This window comes from Gottschalkia purinilytica, from assembly GCF_001190785.1.
GTDB classification, from domain to species: Bacteria; Bacillota; Clostridia; order Tissierellales; family Gottschalkiaceae; genus Gottschalkia_A; species Gottschalkia_A purinilytica.
In genome coordinates this window covers 168,299-182,756 of sequence record NZ_LGSS01000004.1, presented here as the reverse complement: position 1 = coordinate 182,756, position 14,458 = coordinate 168,299, and the positions used below count along the sequence as shown (strand labels likewise).

Below are 14,458 nucleotides of genomic sequence, written 5' to 3'. Positions count from 1 at the left end.
TTGGCTGGTTAATTGGAATAGTGGGAGCCAATGTTCTATTACAAATTAATTATCATCATCAACAATTTCCATAATATCTGAAATGTTGCAGTTAAGAGCATTACATACTTTTACTAAAATTTCGGTATTAACATTTTCGTTTTTTCCGAGTTTAGCCATTGAAGCTGTACTAATACCAGCTGTTTCTCTTAAGTCTTTCTTTTTCATGTCCCTGTCTATAAGAAGTTTCCATAGTTTTTTATAACTTATGGACATATTATCACCTCGCCTTAGTTATAAAATGAAGTGTATCACAAAATTAGTGATGGCACAATAAAAATTCACGAATGTAAAATAAATATTGAGATAGCGATAATTTATGCTATAATTTACCTATGAAATAATGGAAACTCCTTAAGATGCTATTTTCATATAGGTAAGGGGGGAGTGGTATTGGGTAGCCCTTATGCTATTTGCTCTAAGTGTGAGCGAATGCTAAAAAGAGTACAATTGTTATATCCCATTAGAGAGAAAAATTATGATCACAACACATATATTTCAATGAGTTGGAAACAATTAGGCCAGTATCTGCAAAGTGCATATAGGTTGACCATCTTTGGATATAGTGCGCCTAAAAGTGACCAAGCAGCTATTGATATGTTGAAAAAAGCATGGGGAGCAGTTAATGATAGAAATCTGGAGGAAATAGAAATTATAGATATAAGGCCTGCAGATGAGGTTATTCAATCGTGGGAGGAATTTATACATACCCATCATTATTCTGTATGGAATGACTTTTTTGATTCTGCACTCGGAAAATTTCCAAGAAGAACTTGTGAGTTACTATTCGATAATACTCAAAATAATTGTGGATATATAGAAACAGAGGATTCAAAAAAGGAATGAGCTTTGATGCTTTGGCATCATATCTAAAGGATTTGTTATAAGATGAAAGTTCTGGCAAAGAAATACTGAACGATCCTTATGTATAATGAATAGATTTAATACGATTGTATCGAATAAAGCCTTCAATAGATTAAAACGTTTTTGAAGGTTTTGTTTCTTACAATTAGATCAAATTGAAAAGTAAAAATAGGTATAAAGCAATGAAAAAAACAGCCTGTATAGTCGACTATTTCAGAAATTTACCTTTCCGCCAAGGCACCACCAGGTCCAAAGTAGCATCATTTTTGTAGCCACAAGGCATACAGAAATTGTAGTCCTGTTGCAACGAAAATAAATAATATAATAATAGTTATTTCCTTGAATACCTGTGGGAGGAAATTTAATGTACGAGAAATTAAAAAAATTAGTCATTGATGAAATAGACGAGAAAATATTTAAATATTGTTTTGCAGGAAAGTTAGAATTTAAAGATTTTGTTAATCAGGTTATTTTTGAAATACTAAAAGATGTATATTATAAAAATGATGAAATAAAATCACTATCATCATGGTTACTTGCATCTTGCAAAGAAAGTGAATATCAGTCTTATAAAAGAAGAAAACAGTATGTAAGATATTATAAAGAGATTTTAAAGTCGGAATTATCTCTAAAAATTAATGTTAGTGATATTGAAGATCTAAATTCACCTAATATGAAAACGATAAACAACAGATTAGAAGGATACAAAATTAACTCATTTAAATTTATACAACTGGAAAATATGCAAAAATATCAATTGCTTGATGACATCATAAGCAAAAGAGTCTGTTCAAATAAAAATTATACTAACAAACAGTTTCGGGAAAGGCAAAACGAAATTCAACAATACTTTCTCTCATTAAAAAAAGTAAATACAAGCCATGAAAATATTTTTAAGAATATGATTCATTTCTATGAAATTGAAAATAAATATTCAATAGAACTTATTTATAAAATATCATCTTATATTTGTGAGACGAATTTATCTGTAGAAGATATTAACTTTGAACTTTTAAGCTTATTATTTAGCTTTAATTCTCAAAACTTTAGTTGTGAGAACAGATTTTTAGCACATAGGTATCTTTATATTAATGAAATTGTAGAACCAGTTATAAATGAACAGGGTATTTCAATAGAGTTGAATAGACTTATTAACATTCTATATATAAAGTATTTAACAATAAAAAATTCTAATATAATATCATTTGTTCTTGAACAGGATAAGATTATGTTATTAAAAATGATGGTTGAGAACTATCCTTTGTTTTCGATAGTTGAGATAAAGGATTGGAATAACAAAAAAATTAGAACTGCACGACAACTTTATGAAATATTATATAAAAATATAGAAAATCCTAAAATTCGTACTTAGTAAAGTTTAAATCTCCGTGTTATAGTTGTGGTAGGAGAAGGAAATCTTTAATCCTATACTAATTTTAGGAGGAATCAAAATGATAGAATGCGAAAGATGTGGATATTATTTATTAGAGAGTGCTCAGAGTGCTTATTAGAGCTTTGTGAGAGCTGTTACGAGGAGCATTATTGCTCAAAATTAATTGCTGAAGATGACGTATATGAAGAAGGTGAAAAGCTACCTAAATACTGTCCAAGGTGCGAAGAAAAAGGTGTGTTTGAGGAGTTAGAATTAGACATTGAATATGATTCGACAACCCTTTATTGTGAGAAGTGTGATTTTAAGATTGATGCCACACAACAACTAAAAACAAATGAAGAATAATATTTAAAATCAGCAAAAAAATAGCAATATACCATCAAAGCTGAACTTACATTGATTAGACCTAAGATTAAAAGACTTTTAGTGGAATCATTGAAACATACATTCAAAAAGAATGAAGATATTTCGAAAAAATGTAGTGCCTTCTAAGGGGGTAGTGTCAGAAATAGGCATCTTTATTGTCACCTTAAGGCATGTAGAGTGTGTTGTGAAGATAGATAAGAAATAGATTTTCTTGATTCACTCTTTATTGACTTTTTTGACGTATAGTAGTACAATGATAAAAAATTTGAAATTTGAGGTGAAAAAATGATTAATTTTTCTTGCTAATTTTTAAAGTACATTTAATACAAGGATAAACAGGTGTGTTCTGTTTGTTTTGTTGTATTTATGCAAGAAAGTTATTCTTTTTTCTCTTAATATATACACTTGTGTTATGCTATAATGATTAGTTTAACTATGTATATCTATGAGCTGTAAGAATAATTAATTCTTGCGGCTCTTATTTTTTTATAAATAATTCGAATAAGGAGGATAAATAATATTATGATAAATAAAGACACTTTGCTAACACATGATAATCTCCATATAGAGTCGGATACTGCAGGCGACACTTATATGGAGTAACAACAAGGTCGCCTATTGTTCCGACTTTGTTATTTATACTATTAAATACAGAGGAGGACAAAAATATGTCTTTAATAAATGTTACAAACCTAACCTTTGCTTATGAAGGTAGCTATGATAATATTTTTGAAAATGTAAGTTTTCAAATTGATACTGATTGGAAATTAGGCTTTACTGGAAGAAATGGAAGAGGAAAGATTACTTTTCTAAATCTTTTGCTTGGGAAATACGAATATAATGGAAACATTTCAGCTAATGTGACTTTTGAATATTTTCCTTATCAGGTGCAGGAGCAAAGCAATTTCACCATAGATGTCATAAGGGAGATTAGTCCAAATTCAATGGATTGGGAAATAGTAAAAGAATTATCTTTGTTAGATATGAACTATGATGCTTTATATAGACAGTTTTATACACTATCTAAAGGAGAACAGACCAAAGCATTGTTGGCTGCTATGTTTTTGAAGGAGAATTCCTTCTTACTCATTGATGAGCCTACCAATCACTTGGATGCTGAAGCTAGGCAAAAACTATGTAATTACTTGAAAAAAAAGAAAGGATTTATTCTGATTTCACATGATAGGTTTTTTTTGGATAATTGTATTGACCATATCTTGTCTATTAATAAAACTAATATTGAAATACAAAAAGGAAATTTTTCTTCATGGTGGAGAAACAAAGAATTACAAGATGGTTTTGAGCTAGCAGAAAACGAAAAATTGAAAAAGGATATTAAAAGACTTTCCAGCTCGGCAAAACGTACATCTACGTGGTCAGATAGTGTTGAAAGCAGCAAGTATGGAACTACTAATTCTGGGAGCAAATTAGATAAAGGATATGTTGGACATAAAGCTGCAAAAATGATGAAGCGTGCTAAAAATATAGAAGCTAGACAACAAAACATGATTGAGGAAAAATCAAAGCTTCTTAAAAATATTGAATCTAATGAAAGTTTAAAAATAGTACCGCTTACTTTTTATGATAAAAAGCTTGTAGAACTTACAGATGTTGCAATTGAATATGATGATAGAATTGTCTGTGAAGGAGTAAACTTCACTATAGAGCAAGGTGAAAGAATTGCTATTCAAGGAAAGAATGGCAGCGGAAAATCAAGTATATTGAAATTAATTTATGGAGAAGATATCCCCCATAGTGGAATTGTAAGAAAGAATAATAAATTAATCATTTCGTATGTTTCGCAAGATACTTCAGATTTATATGGTAACTTATCTGAGTATGCAGATAAACATTGTATTGACGAGAGTTTATTTAAATCTATGCTTAGAAAACTTGATTTTTCAAGAGAACAGTTTGAAAAGAATATCGGGGATTTTAGTGGAGGACAGAAGAAAAAGGTATTGATTGCCGCAAGTTTGTGTGAACAGGCACATTTATATATTTGGGATGAACCATTGAATTTTATTGATGTCATTTCTCGTATGCAGATTGAGAAACTGTTAATTGAACATGAACCTACAATTTTGTTTGTTGAGCATGATAGTGCATTTTGTGAAAATGTTGCAACAAAAATAATAAAATTGTAAAGGTAGAAATGGTAATTAATATGTTTAATGGGAATATAAAAGTAACACACAATAGGCTCCATGCAAAGCCAGATGTTTTGGGCGACGCTTGCATGGAGTAGTATAAGTCGCTAATTATACTGGCTTTGCTTCCTAACTATTAATAGTGAGGAGGAAGCCTACATGAAACAGACAAAAACGAAATATGGAAAAATGAAACAAATAGTATCAAATCTAAAATTACCTGATTATAGATACGAGCAGCTTACAAAAGCTATTTTTCATCAAAAAATAGATAATTTTGATGATATGCATATACTACCAAAAGCGTTAAGGATAGCTTTAGTAAATGAGTTTGGAAATAATGTATCTAGTGTAATACCTGTTTTTTCACAAGATTCTAAACAAGCTCAAAAATTGTTATTCGAATTGACTGACGGAGAAAGAATAGAAGCTGTTGGACTAAAGTATAAACAGGGGTGGGAATCGTTTTGTATTTCTTCCCAATGTGGTTGTGGTTTTGGATGTCGTTTTTGTGCAACAGGAAGTGCTGGATTTAAACGCAATCTTACTGCTGATGAGATAACTGATCAATTACTTTATTTCTATTTTAATGACCATAGATTGAATAGTATTTCATTTATGGGAATGGGTGAGGCTTTTGCAAATCCGGAGTTATTTGATGCAGTAAAAATTTTAACTGATCAAAATTTATTTGGGTTAAGTCAACGAAGAATTACTATTTCAACAATTGGTATTATACCAGGAATTCAAAGATTGACCAAAGAATTTCCACAAGTAAATCTGGCTTTTTCACTTCATTCACCATTTGAAAGTCAACGAAGCGATTTAATGCCTATAAATAAAAGATTTCCATTGAATGAGGTAATGAAGACATTAGATGAACATATCATTCATACGGGACGACGAGTGTTTATTGCTTATATTATGCTTGAAGGAATTAATGATTCGAAAGAACATGCAGAGGCAGTTATAGGTTTATTGAAAAATCGTGGTTCGTGGGAGCATTTATATCACATTGATTTGATACCTTATAATTCTACGGACAAAACAACTTTTGAATTTCAATCTTCAATTGCTATCAAGCAATTTTGCAGTACACTAAAGAAAGCTGGTATTAGTGTAACTGTTAGAACACAATTTGGTTCTGAAATTAGTGCTGCTTGCGGACAGTTGTGTTATGAAAATGAATAATGATGTTAGTTCAAAAATATCCATTTGAGTAAAGAAATAGTCTCATTTTAAAGATCTTGAAGATTTTTAATTAAATATTGAAGAATGTTATATGTCCCTCAAACTTTAGGTTTGGGGGACTTTTTGGTTAAGATGAGTGAACTTCTATGCAAGACTAAAGATGTTTGTGTAATTAGATTTATTTGCATTGAAGTTTATGTGGTATTTTGAGATGATTAAAAGCCTTCGATAAAAAATTAATTCTCTTCTTGATCATACCATAATTGGAGACTCTATAATCTATGTATATTAAAGAGAGGGAGGGCTAAAGTAGGCGATTTTTCAAGGCTTTCCAATATATTTACAGTAAACAAATATCACGAAGTTTTCAACGAAAAAGAACATAAAAATATTTATGAGATGTGTAGAAATGCTAACGTTTGCTGTGTAGATTGTGAAAAACTTTTAGTAGCATTTAAGTTTTCTTAAAGCTTCTGATTACTGAAATTATATCAGCAATACTGCTTATATTTTCCTCTGAGACATCAGATATACATAACCTCAAATAATTAATATGTTTTATATTATATTCTTTTAGGAAAAATCCTTTTGTTGCTTCTATTAATCTTGAGGTTATAATAAAACTAAATGTGTAAATATAAAAGATTTTACTTGTAAGGCATACTTGAAATGAAAATATCAAACTTTGATACTGCTATTTATAATTATATCTTACCAATGTTAAGTCTAATTAAGCTTATAAGGATACAGATGGAGGTATAGGATGAATAAAATATTGGTTGTTGAAGATATTTTACGCGAAGTGATAATGGACTATCTAATGGAGGATGGATATCAGGTATTAGAGGCTGCAGATGGTGAAAAAGCTTTAGAGCTATTTCAATCAAATTCTGTTGATTTAGTTATCTTAGATATTGTTCTGCCAAAGATTGACGGTTAGTCAGTATGCCGTAGAATACGGAAAAATTCCAGTATACCTATATAGTTGTTCAAATTTAAATTACTAGTCAGAAGGAATGATGAAAACTAGTATAGAAGTAATAATCTAGTATAGAAGTAATAATATATATAAAATTAAAAGAAGGTGTGAAATATTATGTATAATGAGTCGTTAGAAAAAAAATATAAAGAATTTGATGAGTATATAGAGAATGTTAAAAATAAAGAAGATCATTTGTCTATTCTTTTAAAAGCTCAAGATATATTTGGACATTTATCTAAAGAGGTTCAAAACTATATATCGCAAAAATTAGGAGCTTCAGAAGTTGAAATTCAAAGATTGGTAAAAAATAATCGTTTAAAAGAAAGACCTATAGGCGAATATGATATAAGAATATGTACAGGTTTTCATTGCACTAGAAAGGGTTACGCTGAAAATCTCGAGGAATTTGAGAGACTTCTCAACATAAAGTCAGGAGAGATAACTAAGGATGGTAAGTTTAGCATATACACATCAGGATGTATAGGGGGATGTAGAAAAGCGCCTGTTGTTAGTGTAAACATGGAAAATAGATATACTGATGTTACTAAAGAGGATGTAAAAGATATACTTAATAGATATAAGTAAATAAAAAATTTAAAGTAAATTCATATTAAGGTTAATATTAAAATAAATTCAAAATTAGAAACATAGTATAAATATATCCAGCAAACATATCAGTCAAAGAGACTAGTTGTAAATTGTTTTTATATATTAATTAAATATTAAGTAAACTAGTACATCATATATTAATAAAGTGTTTTTATCATTTTGTTAGATTTTGCGAACTAAAAAACGGACAGGAATTGCTTTTTAACCTTAAAACACGCTAATAAAAAAGCATCCCGCAATGAAAAGCGGGATAAATTCTATTGAGGAAATCATATTTGGCTCTTATGGCAATTAGATAAAATAAGTTTACTTTTTGCGCTATTTATGATATTTTCCTGTACACTCTACAATATCAATCTCAATCACGGCAGTACCCTTAATCATGTTATCAGGGAGCTCTTTCCCAGCAAATTGTGGCGTGTACTTTTCAACCAGCTTATTTAACACTTCACGTTTATAATCCAAGTCCTCAATCAGCGAAGCATTTCCAATAATCACAACACTATTGTACTCTGCCTCAGTATCACAAGCATTTTCGATATTGTCAGTCAAGAGACCAAACAATTCATCAACCTCAAAGCACACTTTAGGGTTTCGATTTACATTATCGATTTTTTGTCCCTTTGGTAGGCCATGCATATAAATTTTGTTATTGTAGTAAACAAAGTGCATGGCAATGACATATGGATAACCATTCTCATTGATAGTAGCGAATCGTCCGGTATCCGCACGATGAAGTAGCTCGTCGATCTGATCCAACGTTAATTGAAACTTCTTCATTCTGTATTGCATAATTTCATCATCCTCCTAATCATATAAATTTGACTTTTATTCAAGATACATATGTACTTGATATACAATCAAACATATCGTATCATATAAGTGAACCCATTAAAAGATACACTTATGTGATATAATACAGGGTACACTTTAGCGTAAGGATGGTTATAATTATATGATTTATATTCAAGAAAATTCAGATGATCCAATATATCTTCAAATCTATCATCAGGTCAAAAAAGATATTGAGCAAGGAAATATTGCACCTGGAGAACGACTTCCAGGTATTCGCACACTAGCCCAAACATTAGGTATTGCACGCAATACTGTCAGTCAGGCTTATACCCAGCTGGCTGTGGAGGGATATATTCGAGCAAGACATGGGTCAGGTTTTTTTGTTCTAGACACTTCAACTAAATTTACGGAAAGGAATTATGTGCCGCAGGATATAAATGCTTTATCTGTGGAAAGATCAGAACTGAAGCAACCTGTAATTCTATATGATTTTCAGTATGGCGAGCTTTCTTATGAGCAATTTCCTTTCAAGTTATGGCGAAAATATACATCTCAAGTTCTTTTATCATCGCAAAAAGAGGTGGTTAATCAGTATCCAGATAAGCAAGGTGATCTGTTGTTACGACAAGAAATCAAAAAACACCTGTACAGGTCAAGGGGGATGGTTTGTTGTGAAGAACAAATTATTATCGGCTCTGGACTATACTATTCGTTAGATATTTTGTGCAAGATTTTGCGTAAAGAAAATAATACGATTGCTATGGAAGAACCCGGCTATAATGGAGCAAGGGATGTGTTTATCAACAACAATTATAATTTGCATGCAATCCCAGCTAGTAAAGATGGACTTATCCTCTCATCCATTCATCGTTCTGGCGCATGTGCTGCTTATGTAACGCCTTCACATCAATTTCCTTACGGAACTGTGATGCCAATTTTTCAGCGTAAGGAGCTTCTTAATTGGGCAAATGCTAACGATGCGTATATCATTGAGGATGATTATGACAGTGAACTCAGATATGATGCCAATCCGGTGCCGGCACTCCGTTCCCTAGACACCGAAGACCGTACTATCTATATAGGAACTTTTTCAAAGTCTCTTTCTCCTTCTTTACGGGTGAACTATATGGTGTTGCCAGTACGCCTGCTAACGAGGTATCATAGTTTATTCTGTTCACATAATTCTCCTGTATCGTGGTTGACGCAACGTGTTTTAGCCGCATATATGACGGAGGGAAACTATGAGCGTCATATTCGAAAAATGTGCATCACTTACAAAAGGCGTCATGATGTATTTATAAAGGAATCAACGGAGATGTTTGGCAGAAAAGTAATCTTACATGGTCGTGGAGCAGGGTTACATTTCATTTTGGAGTTTCCGGGTGGCGAAGAACAAGATTGGCTTATTAAAGAGGCAGAAAAAGTTGGGGTTAAAGTATATTCTATGATTCCATTCTGGAAAGACAGGAATGATTGTCCTAGAAACATTATATTTGCAGGATACAGTTTACTTAGTGAACAACAGATACGAGAAGGTATTGCATTGTTACAATCCGCATGGTTCAGTTCATTACCATAATGAAAATTGAATGGTGAAATTTCGGAAGACATCCTAGGTAAAATAAATGTACACTAAAGATATAATAAGACAAGGAGGTTATCCATATGAAAAACATTACTTTCTATCCGACATCCCTCGGTTTGATTGGCATTGTGGAAAAAAACGGTGCAATCATTGAACTCTTTTTTGGCAAAAAACATAAGTCCACAGGCTGTGTGGAGCAGGAAACCCCAGTATTAAGGGAAGCGGCACGTCAACTGGAGGAATATCTTGATGGTAAGCTCAAATCTTTCAATCTACCGCTTGCACCAGAAGGTACAGATTTTCAGCAAACAGTATGGGCTGCTCTGAGGGATATACCTTACGGTGAAACTCGTACCTACAAGCAGGTGGCAGAGGTTATTGGGAAACCAGAAGCATCCCGTACAGTAGGTGCAGCCAACAACAAAAACCCGATTTTAATTATTACACCATGCCATCGGGTTATAGGTACATACGGAAAGCTTGTGGGCTACGCTGCAGGACTTGCAGTTAAAGAAAAGCTGTTAGAGATGGAAAAGAACCATGTCAACGGTTAACATGCAGTGTATCAATTGATGAAATTTTTGAAGAGATGCAAAGTGTTTACGAGGAATTGCGTCTGCTAGAAATAGAAATTAAACGTGGGGAAACATCTACCTTCAAAGTCAAATATAGAGAAAACGAGGTGATACAATTATGGAAATGATTCGTGAACAACTTATGAGCCTTGCGGAGGAAGATTATCGAAAGTTTTCCTCTAGACTTCTGCCTAATATTGATACAATACTTGGTGTCTGTCTGCCGCAGCTTCGCAAACTAGCAAAGCAAATTGCAAAGGCAGATTGGCGAACGTATCTGAACACCGCAGAAAATGACTATTTCGAAGAGATAATGTTGCAAGGCATGGTGATTGGGTACGCGCCCTGTGAAGTGGAAGAACGGCTCTTATATATAAACAGCTTTGTACCCAAAATTGACAACTGGTCAGTATGTGATAGCTTTTGCACTGGGCTTAAGTTTACAGTGAAAAATCGGGAGCGTGTTTGGGACTTTTTACAGATGTATTTTCGCTCTATGCGGGAATATGAGCTTAGGTTTGCTGTGGTAATGTTGCTGTCCTATTATATAGACGAGGAATATATCAATCGTGTATTAGATATATTGGATACCGTCAAGCATGAGGGTTATTATGTCAAGATGGCTGTTGCTTGGGCTATTTCCATCTGTTATATTAAACTGCCAGAGCAGACTATGGCCTATTTGAAGCAGAATACATTGGATGATTTTACATATAATAAAGCATTGCAAAAAATAACAGAATCCTACCGTATAGATAAGGAAACCAAAGGGATAATCCGTGATATGAAGCGAAAATAAAAAAAGAAGGTGGTATACATGCTACTCAGCGATGAAGAAAAATGGAAGGTTGCCATTGATTGTGATTCATCCTATGACGGTCAGTTTTTCTATGGAGTGAAAACAACCGGCATTTTCTGTCGACCGTCTTGTAAATCCAAAAGTCCAAAAAGAGATCATATGGTATTTTTCGATACTGCTGAGCAAGCTCAAGCTGCTGGATTTCGTCCTTGTAAGCGGTGCAGACCGGATCTTTTGAAATTTGAACCCAAAAGAGAAACTATTGAAGGAATTAAAAAAGTAATTGGTAAGTTTTATACTGATCCAAAACAGCTTAAAGAGGAGATTGAGGGACTTGGTGTTAGCAAAAACAGCATGATCCGATTATTTCAGGATCAGTTAGGCATGACTCCAGTTCAATATATTAATAAACTTAGAATTGAGAAAGCAAAGGAGCTTTTGTTGAACTCACAGGACACGGTTTTATATATTGCCTTGCAATGTGGCTTTGGCAGCTTATCAACATTTTACAGGCTTTTTCGACGTTTAGTAGGTATGTCGCCTACACAGTATGTAAGATTTTTCCTGAAAAGGAAAGATAAGAAATAACTCTTAGTGCAAGTTGCTGTACGGATATTCCGGCCTTTTATTCTGAGTGGTTATTGACTGTATTGTGTTTTGGACAAAAAATCCAGCACCTATGCTAGATAAACTAGCGGATATTGAAGACTTGGGTTTTCTCATTTCATAAAAGTACAAACTGAGAATAATACCGATAACATTTATCAGCCAAATCTCTCTCTGCAATAGATGATATAGAAATGCAATTGATTCTTGTAGGTACGATATTCAAAAAAGATATAAGATTTTAATGCTATGATATATGATTGAATAGATAGAAAAATTGATTTGATTATAGCAAAGTTGGTTAGTAGATTTGAAAGAAATAGAATAATAGTATCTTTATATTATGGTATATAAATAGAATGCGAAATTGAATAGGATAATAAGTATGCCGGTTAGGGTGGTTTGTTAATCATTTTTACCGGCTTTTTTCTTTATAAATAATGGAGTATAAATATTAAAATTTTACTTCCATATGTTCTAATTTTACTTCGAATATTATACGAAGGATGCAAACTTAATGTTTTTTAGATTAGCTGTAAGGAAACTAATTCTATCATAGATAATATCTATAGATTTATGTTTTATGATGGGAAATACCGATTATTAATTGAATTTTTAAAATGTTATAATTATATGATGATTATTAACAAAATTATCCTGGAGGTTTACAATGAGTACGAATATTAATATCATATCGGGTTTTTTAGGAGTCGGTAAAACTACATTCTTGAAAAAAATCATCCCACATATGAACGGGAAAATCGCTTTAATTGAAAATGAATTTGGAAGTGTGGGAATTGATGGAGATTTAATAGATGACAAGCTTCCTATTAAAGAGATTTCTGCTGGATGTATTTGTTGTAGTGTCATACATGACTTCGAAAAAGCAATAGAAGAATTGACCTTATCATATAAGCCTGATCATATTCTAATAGAGCCATCTGGTGTAGCAAGTTTATCAGATATCACTAAAATTTGTAAAAAAATTTGTGATAGCTCGCAACTTGGCATAAAAATAAGACACTTAATAACAATTGTTGATATAAGCACTTTTGATGATTACTTTGAAGAGTTCGGAAACTTTTATTTAGATCAAATCAGAAATGCTCATATTATTTTTTTAAGCCACTTTGATGAAATGGATGATCAAGAAGTGGAAAAGGTGATTTCCAAGATAAGGTCAAATAATCAGTCAGCCTTTATCCTTAAGGAAGAATGGTATTCCTACGGAGGAGATAAAATTATAGAAATATTAAATACAATTCAGGACTGTGAAATTGACTATAAAAAACAGCCTGTTTGTATGCCTGCCAATAGAGTGTTTAGTACCTTATCTGTTGTTAATCCAAGATTTTTTTCGGAAGCAGAGATTGAGAAAATGTTAGTCGCTTTAAAGGATAAAGAATGGGGCTTTATTATAAGAGCTAAAGGAATTCTAGAACTGAATACCAATCAGTTTATCCACTTCAATTTTACTCCTCAGCATTATCATTGGGAATACATAGAAGGACCTAGGGAACCGAAAGCAACTATCATTGGTTGCAATTTAAATAATGAGAGAATATTAGAATGGTTTCAAAAATAATTTGGAGGAATAAACATGAGTAAAATTATTGACTTTCAATGCACCTATGATAATTCTACTGGAATTAGTAAGGAAACTATACAACAAACAGGTATAAAGTTTCCAGAGGCTTATAAGAATTGGGATAGCATGGCACAGCTAGCCTTAGCCATAAAAGAGCAAGATAATGCATCTTTTTGTCAGTTACCATTTTGTCATACCCTAGAAGGAGAAGCCTTAGGAGGAAGCATTACCTATGGAGATGAAAATATAGGCCCAAGAGTTAAGGATTATATCTGTACTACATCAGAAGAGATACTAAGCTTACCTGAAATAGATTACTCAAAGGGACGTATATCAGAGACACTAAAGGCCTGTAAGTATCTAAGGGAAAAAGGAGAAAATGTAGTTTTATATATTTCAGGTCCTTTTACCATTATGAACGTTTTAGCCGACCCAAGACATATTTTTAAGATATTTAGAAAAAATCCAGAGATTATGCAGAATATTTTTGATAAATTACAAAAAGAAATATTGAAATTTGTGATGGAAGCCCAAAAATCTGGAGTTAATATGATTAGTTATGGTGATTCTGTTGGCGGACTAAATATTTTAGGACCTAAGCTTTCGGAACAAGTGGTAGAGATGTTTACGTACCCGTTATTTAAAAAAATAGAAGAGACCCTAAATGATGAAGCAATTATGTTGCTTTGTCCCAAAACTACCTTTGCCTTATTAGGAACTAAAAAAGCTGTTTGGCGTGATATTGATATAGGAACTCCGATAGGATATGGACAAGGTTGTGTTCAGGTTATTGGAAAAACAAAATTTGTTGGACAAATGTGCATAAAAAATAAAGCATTTCAACTGAAAAATGGGATAATAAAAGGTATTGACTTGCTTTAATAATTGTGTTGAGTCTAAAAAAGATTAAAAAAGC

The 14,458-nt window shown here is 32.3% G+C and carries 15 protein-coding genes; 13 read left to right on the top strand and 2 right to left on the bottom strand.

Translation table 11 applies throughout. The annotated features are described in order from the left end of the window. Positions 1–45: 45 nt before the first annotated feature. Positions 46–255 carry a helix-turn-helix domain-containing protein gene (locus tag CLPU_RS05725; RefSeq protein WP_050354692.1) on the bottom strand — a complete coding sequence of 70 codons (210 nt, stop codon included), beginning with the start codon at positions 253–255 and terminating at the stop codon, positions 46–48. Positions 256–432: 177 nt separating this feature from the next. Here CLPU_RS05725 and CLPU_RS05720 point away from each other — a divergent pair, with 177 nt between their 5' ends. From CLPU_RS05720 to CLPU_RS05690, 7 genes are all read left to right on the top strand, one after another. Continuing rightward, complete coding sequence (locus tag CLPU_RS05720) at positions 433–885, top strand: hypothetical protein (protein WP_050354691.1); 453 nt, start codon at positions 433–435, stop codon at positions 883–885. 382 nt (positions 886–1,267) lie between these two features. Then, positions 1,268–2,275: a hypothetical protein gene (locus CLPU_RS05715; protein ID WP_050354690.1), complete on the top strand. Its 1,008-nt coding sequence runs from the start codon at positions 1,268–1,270 to the stop codon at positions 2,273–2,275. A 96-nt stretch (positions 2,276–2,371) separates the two neighbouring features. Continuing rightward, a complete protein-coding gene (locus CLPU_RS05710) occupies positions 2,372–2,641 on the top strand; it encodes a hypothetical protein (RefSeq protein ID WP_050354689.1) in 270 nt (89 codons plus the stop codon). 689 nt (positions 2,642–3,330) lie between these two features. Next, the gene (locus tag CLPU_RS05705) at positions 3,331–4,809 is read left to right on the top strand and encodes an Lsa family ABC-F type ribosomal protection protein (protein WP_050354688.1); all 1,479 of its coding nucleotides are present in this window, start codon (positions 3,331–3,333) and stop codon (positions 4,807–4,809) included. A 162-nt stretch (positions 4,810–4,971) separates the two neighbouring features. Continuing rightward, positions 4,972–6,003, top strand: a complete 1,032-nt coding sequence (locus CLPU_RS05700) for a Cfr family 23S rRNA (adenine(2503)-C(8))-methyltransferase (protein WP_050354687.1) — start codon at positions 4,972–4,974, stop codon at positions 6,001–6,003. Positions 6,004–6,766: 763 nt separating this feature from the next. After that, positions 6,767–6,943, top strand: coding sequence for a response regulator transcription factor (locus CLPU_RS05695; protein ID WP_200898503.1), 177 nt, complete (start codon positions 6,767–6,769; stop codon positions 6,941–6,943). Between the two features lie 156 nt (positions 6,944–7,099). Then, on the top strand, positions 7,100–7,570 hold the full coding sequence (locus CLPU_RS05690; protein ID WP_050354686.1) for an NADH-quinone oxidoreductase subunit NuoE family protein: 471 nt from the start codon (positions 7,100–7,102) through the stop codon (positions 7,568–7,570). Positions 7,571–7,912: 342 nt separating this feature from the next. On the opposite strand, the gene CLPU_RS05685 is transcribed toward CLPU_RS05690, so the two are convergent. Next, complete coding sequence (locus CLPU_RS05685) at positions 7,913–8,386, bottom strand: pyridoxamine 5'-phosphate oxidase family protein (protein ID WP_050354685.1); 474 nt, start codon at positions 8,384–8,386, stop codon at positions 7,913–7,915. Between the two features lie 163 nt (positions 8,387–8,549). On the opposite strand from CLPU_RS05685, the gene pdxR reads away from it, so the two are divergent. The 6 genes from pdxR to CLPU_RS05655 all read left to right on the top strand — a co-directional run bounded on the left by pdxR (position 8,550) and on the right by CLPU_RS05655 (position 14,424). Continuing rightward, complete coding sequence (gene pdxR / locus CLPU_RS05680; protein ID WP_050354684.1) at positions 8,550–9,968, top strand: MocR-like pyridoxine biosynthesis transcription factor PdxR; 1,419 nt, start codon at positions 8,550–8,552, stop codon at positions 9,966–9,968. A gap of 86 nt (positions 9,969–10,054) precedes the next feature. Further along, entirely contained in the window at positions 10,055–10,528 is a 474-nt protein-coding gene (locus CLPU_RS05675) for a methylated-DNA--[protein]-cysteine S-methyltransferase (RefSeq protein WP_050354683.1), read from the top strand. Between the two features lie 139 nt (positions 10,529–10,667). Beyond that, positions 10,668–11,348, top strand: coding sequence for a DNA alkylation repair protein (locus CLPU_RS05670; protein ID WP_050354682.1), 681 nt, complete (start codon positions 10,668–10,670; stop codon positions 11,346–11,348). A gap of 18 nt (positions 11,349–11,366) precedes the next feature. After that, positions 11,367–11,936, top strand: coding sequence for a bifunctional transcriptional activator/DNA repair enzyme AdaA (locus tag CLPU_RS05665; RefSeq protein ID WP_050354681.1), 570 nt, complete (start codon positions 11,367–11,369; stop codon positions 11,934–11,936). Positions 11,937–12,624: 688 nt separating this feature from the next. Then, on the top strand, positions 12,625–13,539 hold the full coding sequence (locus CLPU_RS05660; RefSeq protein WP_050354680.1) for a CobW family GTP-binding protein: 915 nt from the start codon (positions 12,625–12,627) through the stop codon (positions 13,537–13,539). 15 nt (positions 13,540–13,554) lie between these two features. After that, positions 13,555–14,424 carry a uroporphyrinogen decarboxylase family protein gene (locus CLPU_RS05655; protein ID WP_050354679.1) on the top strand — a complete coding sequence of 290 codons (870 nt, stop codon included), beginning with the start codon at positions 13,555–13,557 and terminating at the stop codon, positions 14,422–14,424. The last annotated feature ends 34 nt before the right edge of the window (positions 14,425–14,458 follow it).